This is a genomic window from Pseudomonas sp. HTZ2 (genome assembly GCF_033173945.1).
GTDB lineage: Bacteria > Pseudomonadota > Gammaproteobacteria > Pseudomonadales > Pseudomonadaceae > Aquipseudomonas > Aquipseudomonas guariconensis.
Window position 1 is genome coordinate 3,349,100 of the sequence record NZ_CP137332.1, and the last position, 19,007, is coordinate 3,368,106.

14 protein-coding genes are annotated in these 19,007 nt (G+C 60.4%); 9 read left to right on the plus strand and 5 right to left on the minus strand.

All coding sequences use genetic code 11. The features are described from left to right. The first annotated feature begins 15 nt into the window (after window positions 1-15). From R6G97_RS15540 to R6G97_RS15565, 6 genes are all read left to right on the plus strand, one after another. Window positions 16-1,011: a zinc transporter ZntB gene (locus R6G97_RS15540; protein WP_043206743.1), complete on the plus strand. Its 996-nt coding sequence runs from the start codon at window positions 16-18 to the stop codon at window positions 1,009-1,011. 111 nt (window positions 1,012-1,122) lie between these two features. Continuing rightward, window positions 1,123-1,374: a hypothetical protein gene (locus R6G97_RS15545; RefSeq protein ID WP_043206741.1), complete on the plus strand. Its 252-nt coding sequence runs from the start codon at window positions 1,123-1,125 to the stop codon at window positions 1,372-1,374. 2 nt (window positions 1,375-1,376) lie between these two features. Beyond that, window positions 1,377-2,201: a mechanosensitive ion channel family protein gene (locus R6G97_RS15550; protein ID WP_043206740.1), complete on the plus strand. Its 825-nt coding sequence runs from the start codon at window positions 1,377-1,379 to the stop codon at window positions 2,199-2,201. Between the two features lie 113 nt (window positions 2,202-2,314). Further along, window positions 2,315-2,881, plus strand: a complete 567-nt coding sequence (gene sigX / locus R6G97_RS15555) for an RNA polymerase sigma factor SigX (RefSeq protein ID WP_043206738.1) — start codon at window positions 2,315-2,317, stop codon at window positions 2,879-2,881. Between the two features lie 110 nt (window positions 2,882-2,991). Next, the gene (locus tag R6G97_RS15560) at window positions 2,992-4,026 is read left to right on the plus strand and encodes an OmpA family protein (RefSeq protein WP_043206737.1); all 1,035 of its coding nucleotides are present in this window, start codon (window positions 2,992-2,994) and stop codon (window positions 4,024-4,026) included. A 230-nt stretch (window positions 4,027-4,256) separates the two neighbouring features. After that, window positions 4,257-5,282, plus strand: a complete 1,026-nt coding sequence (locus R6G97_RS15565; protein ID WP_043206735.1) for a quinone-dependent dihydroorotate dehydrogenase — start codon at window positions 4,257-4,259, stop codon at window positions 5,280-5,282. 99 nt (window positions 5,283-5,381) lie between these two features. On the opposite strand, the gene rmf is transcribed toward R6G97_RS15565, so the two are convergent. After that, complete coding sequence (rmf, locus tag R6G97_RS15570; protein WP_080642046.1) at window positions 5,382-5,597, minus strand: ribosome modulation factor; 216 nt, start codon at window positions 5,595-5,597, stop codon at window positions 5,382-5,384. 553 nt (window positions 5,598-6,150) lie between these two features. Here rmf and rlmKL point away from each other — a divergent pair. After that, entirely contained in the window at window positions 6,151-8,343 is a 2,193-nt protein-coding gene (gene rlmKL / locus R6G97_RS15575; RefSeq protein ID WP_090343852.1) for a bifunctional 23S rRNA (guanine(2069)-N(7))-methyltransferase RlmK/23S rRNA (guanine(2445)-N(2))-methyltransferase RlmL, read from the plus strand. Between the two features lie 96 nt (window positions 8,344-8,439). Beyond that, entirely contained in the window at window positions 8,440-10,833 is a 2,394-nt protein-coding gene (locus R6G97_RS15580; RefSeq protein ID WP_317847199.1) for a sensor domain-containing diguanylate cyclase, read from the plus strand. A gap of 262 nt (window positions 10,834-11,095) precedes the next feature. Here the strand turns inward: R6G97_RS15580 and dacB are convergent, their stop codons facing one another. Further along, on the minus strand, window positions 11,096-12,559 hold the full coding sequence (gene dacB / locus R6G97_RS15585; protein WP_317847200.1) for a D-alanyl-D-alanine carboxypeptidase/D-alanyl-D-alanine endopeptidase: 1,464 nt from the start codon (window positions 12,557-12,559) through the stop codon (window positions 11,096-11,098). A gap of 187 nt (window positions 12,560-12,746) precedes the next feature. On the opposite strand from dacB, the gene R6G97_RS15590 reads away from it, so the two are divergent. Continuing rightward, window positions 12,747-13,094: a YggL family protein gene (locus tag R6G97_RS15590; protein WP_043206729.1), complete on the plus strand. Its 348-nt coding sequence runs from the start codon at window positions 12,747-12,749 to the stop codon at window positions 13,092-13,094. 30 nt (window positions 13,095-13,124) lie between these two features. Here R6G97_RS15590 and R6G97_RS15595 read toward each other — a convergent pair whose 3' ends face one another. The 3 genes from R6G97_RS15595 to R6G97_RS15605 all read right to left on the minus strand — a co-directional run bounded on the left by R6G97_RS15595 (window position 13,125) and on the right by R6G97_RS15605 (window position 18,978). Then, complete coding sequence (locus R6G97_RS15595; RefSeq protein ID WP_197853093.1) at window positions 13,125-16,745, minus strand: transporter substrate-binding domain-containing protein; 3,621 nt, start codon at window positions 16,743-16,745, stop codon at window positions 13,125-13,127. An 8-nt stretch (window positions 16,746-16,753) separates the two neighbouring features. Beyond that, on the minus strand, window positions 16,754-17,374 hold the full coding sequence (locus R6G97_RS15600) for a response regulator transcription factor (protein ID WP_043206726.1): 621 nt from the start codon (window positions 17,372-17,374) through the stop codon (window positions 16,754-16,756). 272 nt (window positions 17,375-17,646) lie between these two features. Then, window positions 17,647-18,978 (minus strand): deoxyguanosinetriphosphate triphosphohydrolase, encoded by a 1,332-nt coding sequence (locus R6G97_RS15605; protein WP_090343858.1) that lies wholly within the window; start codon window positions 18,976-18,978, stop codon window positions 17,647-17,649. Between the last annotated feature and the right edge of the window lie 29 nt (window positions 18,979-19,007).

Below are 19,007 nucleotides of genomic sequence, written 5' to 3' on the forward strand. Positions count from 1 at the left end.
GCTGATGGAGCAGGAATGTTCGAGGAAGACAACGCGCAGTGGGGGCTGGTCCATGCCCTGGTGCTCGATGGTAAAGGCGGTGCGCGCTCAATTGCCCGGACAGCGCTGGATGCGCTCCAGTTGCAACCAGAGGAAAGCCTTTGGTTGCACTGGGATCGCAGCCATCCCCAGACGCGTACCTGGTTGCTCCAGGAGAGCGGCCTGAGCACCTTCGCCTGCGACTTGCTGCTGGAAGAGAACACGCGTCCGCGTCTGTTGCCCTTGGCCAACGAGCAGATGCTTTTGTTTTTGCGGGGCGTGAATCTCAATCCCGGCGCCGAGCCCGAAGACATGGTCTCGGTGCGGATCTTCGCCGAGGCCCGGCGAGTGATTTCGTTGCGCCTGCGACCACTGCGCGCCAGTGATGAAGTGCTTCAGCAATTGGACGAGGGCAGGGGGCCGAAGTCGGCCTCCGAGCTGTTGCTGCTGATGGGGGAGCTGCTTACCGAGAAGGTCCAGGCGTTGGTTAGCGACCTGTCGGAAGTGGTCGATCTCGAAGAAGAGAAGGTGGAAACCGATGAACGGTATTCGCCGGTGCAAGGCAGCCTGCAACAGATCCGCCGTCGTGCTGCTGGGCTACGGCGTTTTCTCGCCCCACAGCGGGAACTCTATGCGCAACTTTCGCGCAACAAGTGGAGCTGGTTCGGCGAAGGGGATGCCGACTACTGGAACGAGCTGAACAACAGCCTGATCCGCTATCTCGAAGAGCTCGAGCTGACCCGCGAGCGGGCCGCTCTGGTGCTGGAAAGCGAGGATCGACGGCGCAGTGAGCGGATGAACCGGACCATGTACCGCTTCGGCATCATCACCTGCATTTTCCTGCCGATGAGCTTCGTCACCGGCCTGCTGGGCATCAATGTCGGGGGCATTCCGGGCGCCGAGAGCCCGTATGGCTTCCTGTTCGCCTGCGCCGTGGTGCTGGGGTTGGCGGCGGGGCAATGGTGGCTGTTCCGACGGTTACGCTGGGTATGATGGGCTGTCCGGCCGGGGGATGCATGAGGCATTTTGAAACATCCGTCCCATATTCATGTGTGACCCGTAGTCCCGAGCCCTCGTCTTTGACAGACATTGCGCGAGGTGCCTATGCACGATCCGTTTGAAGAATCCTTGCGCGACCTGCTCAAGGCATCGCCGTCCGGCCAGGACCGAGACGATGCCGCATGCCTGGGTCGCGTCCTCAAGACCGCCAACCGCCAGGTCGGCGCGGGCGATCTGTTCAGCTTGCTGGGGCGCTGGAGCCAGGCGCTGATGATCGCTGTGAACAATGGCTCGGCGCATGTCGCGCCGGTGCGTCGCAACCCTGCCGCTGGCAGAAAAGCAGATAAGGCCGATTGAATATGGAACTCGATCTCTGGACCCAGAGCCTGGTCACCGCCATGACCGCCCTTTGGACCAAGGTGGCGAACTTCATCCCGAACCTGTTCGGCGCCCTGGTCGTGGTGTTGCTCGGCTTCGTGGTAGCCAAGCTGCTCGATACGTTGTTGTCCAAACTGCTGGCCAAGTTCGGCCTGGACCGCCTGATGAGCGGTACCGGTCTGACCAAGATGCTCAGCCGGGTGGGCATCCAGGTCCCGATTTCTACCTTGATCGGCAAGATCGTCTATTGGTTCGTGTTGCTGATTTTCCTGGTTTCGGCCGCCGAGTCCTTGGGCCTTGAGCGTGTCTCGGCCACCTTGGACATGCTCGCCCTTTACCTGCCCAAGGTATTTGGCGCAGCTCTAGTGCTGCTGGCTGGCGTGCTGTTGGCGCAGTTGGCCAATGGCTTGGTACGTGGCGCTGCCGAAGGCGTCGGTCTGGAGTATGCCGCAGGCGTCGGGCGTATCGCCCAAGGCCTGGTGATTATCATCAGCATCTCGGTTGCGATCAGCCAGTTGGAGGTCAAGACCGATCTGCTCAACCATGTCATCGTCATCGGCCTGATTACCGTTGGTCTGGCCGTTGCGTTGGCGATGGGGCTGGGCAGCCGGGAAATTGCCGGGCAAATACTGGCAGGCATCTACGTGCGCGAACTCTATCAAGTGGGCCAGCAGGTGCGGATTGGAGAGGTTGAAGGGCATATCGAGGAGATCGGTACGGTCAAGACGACCCTGCTGACCGATGATGGCGAATTGGTGTCGCTTTCGAATCGAGAATTGCTCGAACAGCGAGTCAATAGCCGCTAACCGCACAAAAGCTGTTAATGTATGCCGCCGCGAAAACGGCCCAAGGGGGCCGTGCGGCGACATTGACCTGACTGTCGGCCAGATCCGTTTTGAATAAAGTTCACTCGCCGCCCATGCGCTATGACCCCCGTGAGCTCACCGATGAGGAGTTGGTGGCGCGTTCGCATGAGGAGCTGTATCACGTAACGCGCGCCTATGAAGAACTCATGCGGCGCTATCAGCGGACCCTTTTCAACGTCTGCGCGCGTTATCTGGGGAACGACCGGGATGCCGACGATGTCTGCCAGGAAGTGATGCTCAAGGTGCTCTACGGTCTGAAGAACTTCGAGGGTAAGTCCAAGTTCAAGACCTGGCTCTACAGCATCACCTACAACGAATGCATTACCCAGTACCGCAAGGAGCGTCGCAAGCGACGGTTGATGGATGCCTTGAGTCTGGACCCTGTTGAAGAGGCGTCCGAAGAGAAGGCACCCAAGGCCGAAGAGAAGGGCGGACTGGACAGATGGCTGGTGCATGTGAACCCGATCGACCGTGAAATCCTAGTGCTTCGATTTGTCGCAGAGCTGGAATTTCAGGAAATCGCCGACATCATGCACATGGGCCTGAGCGCCACGAAAATGCGCTACAAGCGTGCGCTCGACAAGCTTAGAGAGAAATTTACGGGGCTGGCTGAAACTTAGCACCGCGTAAATATCTCTAACCAACCGGCAAGTTCTGCTAGACTTGCCGTCGAGTTGTCCCCCGGATGTTGGTGGGACTGCTTAACTATCACCAGATGGGGATTTAACGGATGAAATTGAAAAACACCTTGGGCTTGGCCATTGGTTCGCTTGTAGCCGCCACTTCGTTTGGCGCTCTGGCACAAGGTCAAGGCGCCGTCGAGACCGAACTCTTCTACAAGAAAGAGTTCTTCGACAGCCAGCGCGACTTCAAGAACGACGGCAACCTGTTCGGTGGCTCGATCGGTTACTTCCTGACCGACGACGTCGAACTGCGTCTGGGCTATGACGAAGTTCACAACGCTCGTGGCGAAGACGGTAAGAACATCAAGGGCTCCAACACTGCCCTGGACGCCGTTTACCACTTCAACAACCCGTACGACGCCATCCGTCCGTACGTTTCGGCTGGTTTCTCGCACCAGAGCCTGGGCCAGACCGGCCGTGGTGGTCGTAACCACTCCACCTTCGCCAACGTTGGCGCTGGCGCCAAGTGGTACATCACTGACATGTTCTACGCCCGTGCTGGCGTTGAAGCTCAGTACAACATCGACCAGGGCGACACCGAGTGGGCTCCTAGCGTCGGTATCGGCATGAACTTCGGCGGTAGCCCGAAGCAAGCTGAAGCTGCTCCGGCTCCTGTTGCTGAAGTCTGCTCCGACAGCGACAACGACGGCGTTTGCGACAACGTCGACAAGTGCCCTGACACCCCGGCCAACGTTACCGTTGACGCCGACGGCTGCCCGGCTGTTGCCGAAGTCGTACGTGTTGAGCTGGACGTCAAGTTCGACTTCGACAAGTCGGTCGTCAAGCCAAACAGCTACGGTGACATCAAGAACCTGGCTGACTTCATGAAGCAGTACCCACAGACCACCACCACCGTTGAAGGTCACACCGACTCCGTTGGTCCAGACGCTTACAACCAGAAGCTGTCCGAGCGTCGCGCCAATGCTGTCAAGCAGGTCCTGACCCAGCAGTACGGTGTTGAATCCAGCCGTATCGACTCGGTTGGCTACGGTGAGACCCGTCCGGTTGCTGATAACGCCACCGAAGAAGGTCGCGCCATCAACCGTCGCGTTGAAGCTCAGGTCGAAGCCCAGGCCAAGTAATTTGGTTTGATGCTTCATGAAAAACCCGGCCTCGGCCGGGTTTTTCTTTTTTCGGGGGACGCCCGGTGAGGGTCCCAGGAGAATTGCTGCACGCCTGTTTTCCAGGGATTCTCGTCCGCTTAGGGCACGCGATGTGGAACTGACAAGCAACCCATGAGCCTAGAGCCCTGTCGTCCGAGCCGCGCGGTGGCTATAATCGCCCCCTCACTCACCGCGAGTCTTGCCCGCCCATGTATACCCTGGCCCGCCAGCTGTTGTTCAAGCTTTCCCCGGAAACCTCCCACGACCTCTCCCTAGACCTGATCGGCGCCGGTGGCCGCCTCGGTCTCAATGGCCTGCTGTGCAAGCAGCCGGCGGCGCTGCCGGTGACAGTCATGGGCTTGAACTTTGCCAATCCGGTGGGCCTTGCCGCAGGTCTGGACAAGAACGGCGCCGCCATCGACGGCTTCGCCCAGCTCGGTTTCGGCTTTGTCGAAATCGGTACCGTGACGCCACGCCCGCAGCCTGGCAACCCCAAGCCGAGACTGTTCCGGCTGCCAGAGGCCACTGCGATCATCAATCGCATGGGCTTCAACAACCTGGGTGTCGATCATTTGCTGACGCGGGTACGTGCGTCGCGCTTCGACGGCGTGCTGGGCATCAATATTGGCAAGAACTTCGATACCCCGGTCGAGCGCGCGGTGGATGACTATCTGATCTGCCTGGAAAAGGTCTACACAGCCGCCAGCTATATCACCGTCAACGTCAGTTCGCCCAATACCCCAGGTCTGCGTACCCTGCAGTTCGGCGACTCGCTCAAGCAACTGCTCCAGGCGCTGGCCGTGCGCCGCGAACAACTGGCCAGTGAGCATGGCAAGCGTGTGCCGCTGGCGATCAAGATCGCCCCGGACATGACTGATGAAGAAACCGCCATGGTGGCCTCTGCGTTGCTCGAGACAGGCATGGACGCAGTGATCGCGACCAATACCACCCTGAGCCGCGAAGGTGTCCAGGGCCTGCCGTACGGTGAAGAGGCGGGCGGGCTGTCCGGCGCGCCAGTGCTCGAAAAAAGCACCCACACCGTGAAAGTTCTGGCAGGCGAGCTGGCCGGTAAGTTGCCGATCATCGCCGCAGGCGGTATCACCGAGGGGCGTCATGCCGCCGAGAAGATCGCTGCCGGCGCGAGCCTGGTGCAGATTTACTCGGGCTTCATTTATAAAGGGCCGGCGCTGATTCGTGAGGCAGTGGACGCGATTGCTGCCATGCCTCGGCCGTAAAAAGGCAGGCATAAAAAAGGGCCCCTTGAAGGGGCCCCTGGGCCTCAGCCCGCCGCCCGGATAGGGCGCGCATGGTGACTCGAATTCAGTGTCCTCGTCTCAGCCAACGGCGTGATTTTCGTTGAGTCTCTGGATGCCTGCGGTGCCGGTCATACCATCCCAGTTATCGCCCCGGCCCTCCCGCCAGCCATTGATCCAGGCTTGACGAACGGATGGCAGATTGAAGGGGCAAAGTTCGCGGGATTTGCCGGTAACCCCGTATTGGTAGCCACGTGAATATGCTCTTTCCAACGGATCACGCTTAAGTCTTCTCATAGGGTGTTGCCCTCACTTGTTGACTGTAATGTCCCGTCGGCCTCTCCGAGGCCGGGCAGAATCGTTCTGCCGGTGTGCGCTCGCTGCCGGCGTGGCGAGCAGAAAGTGTTGCCTCGTTGCGAGACAACCTGAGACCAGTTCTAACCAAAGCGGGTCACAGTGTGAATGATCGATTTGTCATAAGGACGTAACGTTTCATAGGGTCAAAGGATAAGTAAATAATTGCGACTCAACGTGATTTGTCCTTAAGCCCGCTATGATCAGGGTTTAATGCCCTTTGTAGTCATCTGGCCAGCGTCGTGGTCGGGTGTGCAGTAATAATTTGAAATGCGACGAAGGGTCACATGCGTGGCCGCGTTGCTGGAAATTTTCATACTGCCTGACGATCTAATCCACTTTCGCAGGGTGCGAAGGGGCTTGTCGTTCAGGTGGCCCGGCTTTCCCGGACTGCGGGCGAGGCCACCCGGACGCCTGCTGGAAGGGCGTGCGGGCAAACATCGGCGGGACGATGCGTCGGCCCGTCACTCAATCAGCCCAAGGCTCTGGATTGCTCATGTCGGACCGTTTCGAACTTTATCTCACTTGCCCCAAAGGTCTTGAAGGCCTGCTCGCCGAGGAGGCCCGTAGCCTGGGCCTGGACGATGTGCGGGAGCACACCTCTGCCATCCGTGGCTCGGCCGACATGGAAACCGCTTACCGCCTGTGCCTGTGGTCGCGTCTGGCCAACCGCGTGTTGTTGGTGCTCAAGCGCTTCGGCATGAAAAACGCCGATGAGCTCTACGACGGCGTGCATGGGGTCGAGTGGCAAGATCACTTGGCTGCTGACGGCACCTTGGCCGTGGAATTCAGTGGTCATGGCTCCGGAATCGACAACACCCATTTCGGTGCCCTTAAGGTCAAGGACGCGATCGTCGACAAGCTACGCAACCGCGAAGGACAGCGCCCGTCCGTGGACAAGATTGATCCTGACGTGCGTGTGCATCTGCGCCTGGATCGTGGCGAGGCGATCCTCTCCCTGGACTTGTCCGGACACAGCCTGCATCAACGCGGTTACCGTCTGCAGCAAGGTGCTGCGCCCTTGAAGGAGAACCTGGCGGCGGCGGTGCTGATCCGAGCCGGCTGGCCACGCATCGCCGCCGAAGGCGGCGCGTTGGCCGACCCGATGTGCGGTGTGGGCACGTTCCTGGTAGAAGCCGCGATGATCGCCGCGGATATCGCGCCCAACCTCAAGCGTGAGCGGTGGGGCTTCACGGCCTGGCTTGGCCATGTGCCGGCGTTGTGGCGCAAAGTTCACGAGCAAGCCCAGGCCCGCGCCCAGGCGGGTCTGGCCAAGCCTGCGCTGTGGATCCGCGGCTATGAGGCCGATCCGCGGCTGATTCAGCCGGGGCGTAACAACGTCGAGCGCGCAGGTCTGGGCGACTGGGTGAAGATCTATCAGGGCGAAGTCGGCAGTTTCGAACCGCGTCCGGACCAGAACCAGAAAGGCCTGGTCATCAGCAACCCACCCTACGGTGAGCGTCTGGGTGACGAAGCCAGCCTGCTGTACCTCTACCAAAACCTTGGAGAGCGTTTGCGTCAAGCCTGCCTGGGCTGGGAGGCGGCAGTGTTCACTGGCGCCCCCGAGCTGGGCAAGCGCATGGGTATTCGCAGCCACAAGCAGTACGCCTTCTGGAACGGCGCCTTGCCGTGCAAGCTGCTGCTATTCAAGGTTCAGCCCGACCAGTTCGTTACCGGCGAGCGTCGCCCGGCCGAGCCGGATGCAGGCGCTGCGCAGCGTCCGGCAGCCGTGGCCAGTGAACCGGCGCGCCTGTCCGAAGGCGCGCAAATGTTCGCCAATCGCCTGCAGAAGAACCTCAAGCAGTTGGGCAAGTGGGCCCGTCGCGAGCAGGTCGATTGCTACCGCTTGTATGACGCCGACATGCCCGAATATGCCCTGGCGGTGGACCTTTACCAAGACTGGGTGCACGTGCAGGAGTATGCCGCGCCACGCTCTGTCGATCCGGACAAGGCTCAAGCGCGTCTGCTCGATGCCTTGGCCGCCATCCCGCAGGCCCTGGGTATCGACCCACAGCGTGTGGTGCTCAAGCGCCGGGAGCGCCAGAGTGGGACGCGTCAGTACGAGCGCCAAGGTGCCGAAGGCCGCTTCCAGGAGGTGAACGAAGGGGGTGTAAAGCTGCTGGTGAACCTCACGGACTATCTGGACACCGGCTTGTTCCTCGACCATCGTCCGATTCGTCTGCGCATCCAGCGCGAGGCGTCGGGCAAGCGCTTCCTCAATCTGTTCTGCTATACCGCGACGGCCACGGTGCACGCCGCCAAGGGCGGGGCCCGCAGCACCACCAGTGTCGATTTGTCCAAGACCTATCTGGACTGGGCGCGTCGCAACCTGGCGCTCAACGGTTTTTCGGACCGCCATCGCCTGGAGCAGGGCGACGTGATGGCCTGGCTGGAAGGCAACCGGGACAGCTACGACCTGATCTTCATCGACCCGCCGACCTTCTCCAATTCCAAGCGCATGGAAGGGGTGTTCGATGTGCAGCGCGATCATGTGCAGTTGCTGGACTTGGCCATGGCACGCCTGGCGCCAGGCGGGGTGCTGTACTTCTCCAACAACTTCCGCAAATTCCAGCTCGATCCGAGTCTGGTCGAGCGATATGCCGTCGAGGAGATCAGTCATCAGACCCTGGATCCTGATTTCGCGCGCAACAATCGAATCCACCGGGCGTGGCGCATTCAGGCGCGATAAGCGGCGTGTATGAGGTTGCGTGGCTAGTGGCCAATAGCTATAACTGACGCGAAGGGCCCGACAATTCGCAGGACGCTGACGTGATGAGATTGCTTTATGTCGAAGTGTGGCGTTCGTGCGAAGGTACTCGGCATGTTCCGCGAAGCGCTGCCCGCCTGGGGGGTGGCGTTGGTGGTCCTGGTCGCTGGCGGTCTGTTGACGGCGGCCTTGGCCATTGCCACGCAGAGCTTCTACACGCAGCAACTGCGTCAGCGCTTCGAGCTGTTGGCTAACGAGCGGTACAGTCGCATCGCCGAACGTTTCGACGACCAGGAGCAGCGCTTGGATGGCCTGCGACGGTTTTTCAGTTATTCCAACGAAATCACCCCGCAGGAGTTTGACGGTTACGCGCGGCCACTGTTGTACCGGACCCAGGCGTATTCCTGGGCGCCCCGGGTCGATGCTGGACAACGCGCCGATTTCGAGCGACGTGCCAGTGCCTGGCTTGGGCAGGCGTATCAGATTCGTGATCAGGACGCACAGGGTATCTGGCATCCTGCGCCCACGCGTGACTATTACTATCCGGTGCTCTATACCCAGGCGGCGTCCCTGCAAGGGCAGCCTTACGGCCTGGACTTGCGTGGACAGCCCCTTCGCGAGGCCACCCTTGTTCGGGCTAAGTCACCCGGCAGCATGGCGGTCTCTGCGCCGCTGGACATGATCAATGTCGAGCCTACCTATGCCCGTGGGGTGCTGGTCGTGGCGCCGGTGTTCGCTGATGGTGATCCCGGTGGGTTGCCTTCTGGCTATGTCATGGCGTTGCTGAGCATGCAGCGCTTGGTCGCCGAAGGGCTGCCGCCTGCCGCGGATGACAACCTGGTGGTGCGCATTATCGATACCTCCGGAGCCAAAGGGCCGGAGGTGCTGTTCGACTCACGCAACACCGTCGCCCAGGTGCCATTGGCCAGCACCCACCTTTTGCATCTGGCCGATCACCATTATCAGCTCGATATTCGTCCCAGCCGGGCTTTTCTCCAAGCCAACCGCTCCTCCGCGGTGGTGGTGGTCAGTTTGCTGGGTGGTTTGCTCAGCGTCTTGCTCAGTGCCTTGCTCTACAGCCTGTTCAGCCAGCGTCAGCGTGCCCTGGCACTGGTCGATCAGCGCACTGGCGAATTGCGGGTCAGCGAGCAGTCCTTGCGCGATACCCACAATCAGCTGCGCAGCGTATTGGACGCCGCGACACAGGTCGCCATCATCGCCACCAGCCTCAAGGGCCTGGTCAGTACCTTCAATGCCGGTGCCGAGCGCATGCTGGGCTATTCGGCAAGCGAAGCCATTGGTCAGTTGCGGCTGGAGGATCTGGTCCCCCCTGAGGAACTCAGCCAGCGCGCCCACGCCCTGAGCGTGCGCTATGGACGCGAGATCGGCGGTGGCCAGGCGATGTTTGCCGAGACCGTGCAGGAAAAAGGGACCGAGGCAGGGGAGTGGACCTTGGTGCGCAAGGATGGCAGCCGCCTGCTGGCCAACATGCTGGTCACTGCGGTACTGGACGAGCAGGGGTTGTGGGTTGGCTACCTGGCCATCTGCATCGACGTCACCGAACGGCGGCGCGTCCATGAAGCGCTGGCGGCCCGTGATCGGTTGTTGGAGAAGCTCAGCGCCGAAGTGCCCGGTGGGATCTACCAGTACCGCCTGGATGCCGACGGACACTCTTGTTTCCCCTATGCCAGCCAAGGCCTGCACGATATCTATGAAGTCGATCTGAAGACGCTGCGTGAGGATGCATCGGCGGTGTTCGAACGCATCCACCCCGATGACCTGGAGCGCGTCCGTCGCTCGGTCCGTTATTCGGCCTTGCACCTGACACCCTGGCGTGAGGAGTACCGCGTGATACTGCCTCAGGCGGGCCTGCGCTGGGTGCGCGGGGAAGCTACCCCCGAAATCGGTGAAGGAGGATGCACCTTGTGGCATGGCTACCAGACGGACATCTCCGACCTCAAGCGGGTGGAGGAAGAGCTTCGGGCGCTTTCGGTCACCGATGCCTTGACCGGCATCCATAACCGGCGACATTTCCAGGAACGATTGCAGAACGAGCTGGAGCGTGCACAGCGTGACGGATTGGAGCTGGCGGTGATCATGCTGGATATCGATCATTTCAAGCGGATCAATGACCAGTACGGCCATGCGGTGGGCGATCATGTGTTGCGCAGCCTTTGCCAGCGGATCGGCAGTCGCCTGCGGCGTACCGATGTGTTTTGCCGTTTGGGGGGCGAGGAGTTCATGGTGCTTTGCCCGGGTAGCAATGCCGAGCAGGCACGATCATTGGCATTGGAGCTGTGGCAGGGGGTTCGCAGTGTTCCGGTCGATGGAGTGGGCCGGGTGACGGCGAGCTTTGGAGTGGCGGGTTGGCGACCGGGGGAGGGAGCTGATGCGTTGCTGTTGCGGGCTGACGCCGGGGTGTATGCGGCCAAGCAGGCGGGGCGGGATCGGGTTGAGGCGGAGTTGCGCTGAGGGTGGGATTGCCTGTAGGCGCGGCGGTTCGGCGCTCTGATTTACCCGCGAATTGGCCGGAACAAACAACACATTAATTAGCTTGTTTGCCTTTGGTGCGCTGTAGTTCAGTCGCCGCCGATCGTGACCTCAGGAGGCCGGAGGTGGGAGCCAGCGGTTTTGCCTACTTTGCTTGCGAGCAAAGTAGGTCGCCGTAAAGGCGAAAAGCGCCGGTGGCGCCCCACCCAGAATGGATATCACACTATCTGAAAGCCCAAGCCGATCAAGGCACGCCAGCCGCCGCAGTATTTCCCACCTTCGGCTGCCGGTAAAGATCCAGCAACACCTGATCCAACACCTGCGATGCCCCCCAGGGCTTGGGATCATTCAGAATCGCCGCCACCGCCCAGGTGTTTCCATTGCTATCCCGGCTGAACCCGGCAATCGCCCGAACGGTGTTCAGGGTGCCGGTCTTGATGTGCCCTTCACCGGTCATGGCCGTGCGCTTGAGCCGCTTGCGCATGGTGCCATCCATGCCTACCAGCGGCATGGAACTGATGAATTCGGCGGAGTAGGGGCTCTTCCAAGCTGCCTGCAGCAGCGCCGCCATCTCGCGAGTGCTGACCCGCTCTGCACGGGACAGGCCGGAGCCGTTTTCCATGATCAGGTGCGGCGCGGTGATGCCTTTTTTCGCCAGCCACTGACGTACCACACGCTGGGCTGCGCGGGCGTCGTCGCCGTCGGCATCCGTGCGGAACTGCGCACCCAGGCTCAGGAACAGCTGCTGGGCCATGGTGTTGTTGCTGTACTTGTTGATGTCGCGGATCACCTCGACCAAGTCCGGCGAGAATGCCCGTGCCAGCAGGCGTGCACCTTTGGGCACGTTCTCGATGCGATCGCGGCCCTGAATGCTACCGCCCAGTTCGTTCCAGATCGCTCGCACCGCACCGGCGGCATAGGTCGGATGATCGAGCAGCGACAGATAGGTCTGTGAGTTGCAGCCTTCGCCAAGCTGGCCACTGACGACTACGCTGACGCCGTCGGCCTGGGTGACCGGGTTGTAACGTACATCACCTGCACATTTTCTGGAGGCGACGGCCTTGACCTGGTTGTCGATGCGCACGTTCGCAAGCGGCGGCTCCATGGCCACAGTGACTTTTCCGCCATCGTTGCGGGCCACGAAGCGCAGGGCCTTCAGGTTGACCAGCAGCGAGTCGGGGCGGACCAGGAACGGCTTGTTCACATCACCGCCGTCGTCATTGAACTGCGGCAGGTTGGGCTGAACGAAATGGCTGCGATCCAGCACCAGGTCGCCCGTCACCGTGCGCACGCCGTTGGCGCGCAGGTCACGCATCAGCAGCCAGAGCTTTTCCATGTTCAGTTTCGGATCGCCACCGCCTTTGAGGTACAGGTTGCCGTTGAGTACGCCGTTGCTCAGGGTGCCATCGGTGTAGAACTCGGTTTTCCACTGGAAGGTGGGGCCCAGCAGTTCCAGCGCCGCATAGGTGGTCACCAGCTTCATGGTCGAGGCCGGGTTGACCGAGACATCGGCGTTGAACACGGTGGGCGTGCCGGGACCGTTGAGCGGCAGCATCACCAGGGACAGGGCTGAGTCCTGCAGTTTGTTGGCTTTGAGCGCCTGTTGCACTTTCGGCGGGAGGGTAGTGTTGACGGGCGCGGCCTGGCCAGGCATGGCGAAGGGCAGGAACAGGCTGGCGAGAATCAGGGGACGGAGCGTTTTGATCATGTGCAATTTGAACCCTGCGGACGAGGGAAAGTGACATTGGGGCTGTACAAGATGATGGCCCCAGGACGAAATATAGTGCGCATTATGCCCCAAGCGCATCCTCCATGGGCCATGTTCGACGGAAAAGCGCCGCAGCCGCCCGGAAACTGGTAAAGTGCCGCGCGTTAATACTCAAGAGGATAGTTTCATGGCCACCAACCGTTCCCGTCGTCTGCGCAAGAAACTGTGCGTGGACGAATTCCAGGAGCTGGGTTTCGAACTGAACCTGGAATTCAAGGAAGACCTGTCCGACGAAGCCATCGATGCCTTCCTCGATGCCTTCCTCGCTGAAGCCATGGATGCCAACGGCCTGGATTACGTCGGTGGTGATGACTTCGGCCTGGTTTGCCTGGCCAAGCGTGGCTCGGTCAGCGAAGAGCAGCGCGCCATTGTCGAAGCGTGGCTCAAGGGCCGCAGCGAACTGACCAAAATCGAACTCAGCCCGCTGCTGGACGCTTGGTATCCGGACAAGCCAATCAACACCCAGGCTTCCTGATCCGCCCCGAGCAGCGTATTTACGCGCTGCTCATCCAGCCCTGGCCGGGTGTTGCAAATGCCTGGCCAGCGCTTTCTCCGTTCGGCGCATATGCCGTGCCAATACCTGCCGTCGCAGTTTCAGCTGTGCCAATGGCAAGGTTTCCTGCTCCAGTGCTTCACACGCCTCCATCAGATCCCTGGCTTCCAGCATCCTGGCCGTGCTGAGGATCTTGTGTGCCTGAGCGGCAATGGCCCGTGCATCTTTCGGGTCGATGGCCATCAGCGTGGCCAGGTCTTGTATCAAACTTTCCAGTAAGGCGTTGAGGAGTCGAGTACGGCTGTCCGGGTCGTCACCAACGATGGCGGACAGGCCCTCAAGGGCGAGACGTTTGCTTGCCCTGCGCCTTGGCGACGCATGCCAACTCGGTTCGATGCCTGCCAGGCGCTGATTCAGCGTGTGCAGGCCTATCGGCTTGAGCAGACAGTCGTCCATGCCAACGTCCAGGCAACGCTGACGGACTTCCGGCTGGGCGTTGGCGGTGTAGCCAAGGATCAGGCAGCGTGGCCAGTCGCGTTGGCGCTCTATCGCGCGGATGGCTTCAGCGACTTGGTAGCCGTTCATTTGCGGCATGTTGCAGTCGAGGATCACCACATCGAAACCGCCCGCGCGCCATTTTTCCAGCCCTTCACGGCCATCGCTGGCGACGGACAGGCTCAGCCCCAGGAAACTCAACTGCTGTTCCATCAACAACAGGTTGGCCGGGTGGTCATCGATGACCAGTACGTTCAGCCCGCTGTTCGGTGTCTCCACGTCCTGCACCAGTGGGGTGGTCACCGGTGGCGCTTCGACGCGTTGCAGGGGCATTACCAGGGTCACCTGAGTGCCGACGCCAGGCAGGCTCTTGATGCTCAGCGTCCCTCCCATCATCTCGCTCAGGCTATGACTGATCGCCAATCCCAAACCGGTTCCAGCCCTTGCTCCCTCGCTGTGTGGATTGGCCTGGACGAACGGGTTGAACAGCTCCTTGAGTGCCTCCTCGTGGATCCCGATGCCGGTGTCGCGGACTTTGAGTTCCAGACACGGGCCATCGCGATCGGTGTCCTCGTTCACGAGCAAGTTGATCTGGATCTGGCCTTGGTCGGTGAACTTGATGGCATTGCTGACCAGGTTCGACAGCACCTGCTTGAACCGCAGTGGATCGAGCAGCGCGTGGCAACGGGCGTTTGGCGCGATGACCACTTGCAGGGCCAGGTCTTTCTGTCGCGCCAGGCCAGCGAATACCCTGGCCACTGACTCGACCAGAACGCTGGGATCGACCGACTCCGGGGAAAGGCATAAATGGCCGGACTCGATCCTGACGATGTCCAGGATGTCGCCGATGAGCCCGAGCAGGTCTTTTGCCGAATGGTAGGCGACCTCCAGGGATGGCCGGTCCAGTTGCCCGCGATCCGCCCGGCGCACTGCCAGCTCCAGCATGCCAATGACTGCATTCATAGGCGTGCGGATCTCGTGGCTAATGGTCGCCAGGAAGGTGCTTTTAGCACGGTTGGCGTCGTCGGCACGTTGCTTGGCCAGGCGCAGCTCCTGGACCAGCTCGCGACGGTCACTGATGTCGATCCAGCCACCGATGATCCCCTGGACTTCACCTAGGGAGTCGCGATAGGGCAGGATCCAGTGGTAGATGGTCAGCTCCCGTCCTCCCATGCGCAGTGGACGGTCCAGGATCAAGGGGGTGCCGGCGGCCATGACTTGCTCGTAGTCGGCCTCCATCTGTTGGGTATATTCCCGATCAGCACCCGGGCTTTCATCCAGTCGCTTGCCCATGACCTCGTCGGTTTGGGCATCGACAGCCTGCAAGTAGCTGTCATTACAGCTTTGCAGCCGCCCTTCACGATCCCGCACATACATCGGATGAGGGGTGCCGTTGAGCAAGGCTCGCATGAACTCAAGCTGGTCGTTGAGTGCCCGCTCGGCGCATTTGCGTTGCCTGATCTGCCACCGTAGGTGCGCGTTCCAGATCAGTGCCAAAAGCAACAGCAAGCCGACTGCCAGCAAGAACTTCAGCGCCAGGCGACGAAACTCCCGCCAATACACGTCGTCATGCAGCCGATAGCCTCCCCAGCGATTGTTGATCACGCCAAGCTCCTCCGGCGAGATGCTTTGCAAGGCTTTGTCCAAGATCGACGCCAGTGCATGGGCCTGGCTGTTGGTGGCCATCGCGACTGTGGCCGGCTCGCTGCCGATCGTACTGCGAATGACCAAGTCCGGGTTTCCGGCCAGGGCATGGTTGGCGTCGATCAGGGTGGTGATGGCCGCATCGACTTCACCACTGCTTAGCAGCGCAATGGAAAAGAATGGGCTGTCGGTCTCGATCTTGCTGATCTTCGGGTAACGGGCCGAGAGCAAGCCGGCCATGATGCTGTCGCGGGTGATCGCGACCTGCCGGTTCTGCAGGTGCTCCAGGGACGCCGCCTGGTCACTGCCTGCGCGGGTGACCAGTACATAGGTGCTTTCCAGGTACGGCCGGCTGATATGCAGGGCACCATCGTGCTTTTCGTCGCTGGAAATGGCGGCGATGACATCGGCCCGGCCGTCCTTGAGTCGGGCCAGCATGTCCCGGATGCCGCTGGCCCGCTCGATCTCGAAGCGCAGACCCGTGCGCAGCCGGATCAGGTCCAGCAGATCGGCGGCGATACCGCGAAAGTTGCCGTTGCTGTCGAAGTAGGAAACCGGAGCGGCGGTCTCGTTGATCGCCACGCGCATCACCGGATGTTCCCGCAGCCATTGCTCTTCGCCGGCCGAGAGCTGAAGCTTGCGATCAGTCAGCAGATAATCGCTTCCCGCCCCCCAACGCTTGAAGATGCTGGCGGCCATGATGGGTGTCTGGCTCTCTAGGGTCGCATCGATCACCTCCTTGAGAATGGTGTCCTGGCGGCGCAGGGCGAAACTAAAGCCAATGGCCTCGTGCTTGCCGAAGCTCGCCATGCGCAAAGGCGGGAGATGGCCGCGATTGAGTTGGTAATGGGTCGAAATGGTATCGCCAATGAACACGTCGGCCTGGCCGAAAGCGACAGCATTCAGCGCCAATGTGGAGGAGCGAAATGCCAGCAGTTCGGCCTTCGGATAGGCACTGAGTACTTCTTTGGGCGAGAGATAGTGATAGAGCATGCTCAGGCGCAGCCCTTTGAGTTCGTCATCCAGTACGCGGCGCTCATGTTCTCGCGTCACCAGCACTGGCTGGTCGATCGCATAAGGACGAGAGAGCGCAAGGCCTGCGACGGCTTCATAACCATTGGCGCTGCCAAGCAAGTCGATCCGGCCATGCTTGAGCGCTTCGATCGCTGACTGGCGGCTGTCGAAGCCCAGCACGCGGACCTTCAATCCCAACGCAATGCCGATCAGGCCAGCGTATTCAGCGGTGAGCCCCTGGTAGTCGCGCCCGCCTGTGGTGATATCGAAAGGTGGGTAGTCCGGGAAGGATGTACCGATCACCAACTCTTGTTTTTCAGCGAGCCATTGGCGCTGGGTCGGTGTCAGCATTGGCAGAACCGGCTTTAGCGACGAGCGCGTCAGGAGGTTAAGTGCTTTGGGCCTGTTTTGGTGGGCGTGCGCTGGATGGCAAGCCAGCGCAAGGGCAACGATAAACAGGCAGGTTAGGTACCGCCCCATGTCGCACCTCAAACCAGCGCGTTGCGTTTGGCGACATCAATCAGGTCGACCAGCGTCTGGACCTGAAGTTTTTGCATCAAGCGCTTTTTGTAGGTGCTGACGGTTTTGTTACTCAGAAACATGCCCTTCGCAATTTCCTTATTGCTCTTTCCTTGGGCGAAAAGTTGCAAAACCATAAGTTCTCTGTCGTTAACGTGTCGGAAAAGTCGTATCTCGTGGTCTGGAATAATCTGGCTGGTGTTAACCGCTTGGCTGGGGAAATAGTTGTAACCGGAGAGCACGGCTTTTATTGCACTAAGCAGTTCGCTCAGGTCCTCTTGTTTGCCGACATATCCGGCGGCTCCCGATTGCATGCAACGCACCGCGAAAAGGGCGGGGCATTGTGCTGTCAGTACCAGCACTTTCAAGGGCAAGGCCATGCTCTGGAAGCGGGACAGGATTTCGAGGCCATCGAGCTTGGGAATGGCAATGTCGAGGATCACCAAGTCGGGACGTGTCTCTCGGACCATCTGCATGGCATGGACGCCATTGTCCGACTCACCGACGACCTTGTAATTCTGGTTTTCCAGCAACATGCGAACCGCCATGCGGATAACGGGATGATCATCGACAATATATACAGAGTGCATATTCAACTTCCATGCGGCGGGTGTCGGAAATAATGCGCACCTTAGCTCAGTTGGAAGTCGTCGGACATGCGAGGAGCTGCCACGACTCGCATATGGGAAAATGCCTACAGTAAAAAGCTACGCGCGCTACGAATTGAGCGTGTTGACGTCACCAAAGGCACCTGGTTTAGTAACTTTTTATTTTTAGATATTGATAAGTATTTAATTCTGTTGAGGGCTAATAAGAAATTTCCTTCAATTACTAGCCCTCAAGACTATTGGGTACCCAGCCCTCAGGGAGGGCTGGAGCGTCCGGTCATTTCACTGGCCATCTCGCTGGCATAGCTGTCGGTCATGCCGGCGATGAAATCGATCATGCGCAGGAAGGCTGTATGCAGCGAGTCGTGCGGGTCTGGAGCGTGATTACCGATCAAATCCAGTACACGTCGGCTCTTGAAGGAAGGTGTACGCCCGCCGTGCTGCTCCAATGCCGCTCCACAAAATGCATTGAGGAGAATCTCGAGGGTAGTGTAGGCACCGATCTCGTGCAGGGTCTTGCGTTTGTCCTGGAAGATTTTCTTGCGGGCCATGTCCTTGGCCTGGAGCACGCAACGCTTGGCTGGACCGTGCATGTGTTCGACCAGATCGCCAGGCAGGTGCCCGGCAAGCAAGGCGGTCTGTTGTTCAACGAAGGCCTGGGCTGCCGCGTTGGTCAAATGCTCGATTGCCTTGCCACGCAGAATCGCCAGTTTACGCCGCCGTGAGTCCGTGGGCCCCAGTTGACGGTAGGTTTCGGGCAAATCGTCACCTACCAGGTCGAGCAGCAGGGCCTCGACCTCGGCGTACTGCAGCAACTCCATCTCCAGGCCGTCTTCGAGGTCGATCAGGGCGTAGCAGATGTCATCTGCCGCCTCCATCAGGTATACCAGCGGATGGCGCGCCCAACGCTGCTGTTCGAGCTGCGGCAGGCCGAGCTTGCGGGCGATCTGCTCGAGCAGCGGCAATTCGCTCTGATAGCTACCGAATTTGTGTTTCTTATAGCCCAGGGCGTCGGCGTGGCGGGCGCTCCATGGATATTTGAGGTAGGTACCCAAAGTGGCGTAGGTCAGGCGGGTGCCGCCATCGAACTGGTGGTATTCGAGTTGGGTCAGTACACGAAACCCCTGGGCGTTGCCTTCGAAGTTGAGAAAATCTGCGCGCTCGTCATCGCTCATGTCGTCCAGCCAGCCACGTCCGGCGGCCTGCTGGAACCAGTGGCGAATGGCATCTTCGCCGGAATGGCCAAAAGGCGGATTGCCGATGTCATGGGCCAGGCACGCCGACTGCACGATCATGCCAAGGTCGCTGGGCTCGCACCAGGCCGGTAAGCGCTCGCGCAGGGTTTCGCCAACGCGCATGCCCAGCGAGCGACCGACGCAGCTGACCTCCAGTGAATGAGTCAGGCGGGTGTGGATGTGATCGTTGCTCGAAACGGGGTGGACCTGGGTTTTGCGCCCCAGGCGGCGGAAGGCACCGGAGAAGATGATGCGGTCATGGTCTTTGTGGAAGGGGCTGCGCCCCAGTTCCTCGGGGCTGTACAGGGCTTTGCCCAGGCGTTCGCGGGTCAGCAGGGTGTGCCAGTCCAAGGCTCGATCTCCCGTCAGGTGGACGCCAT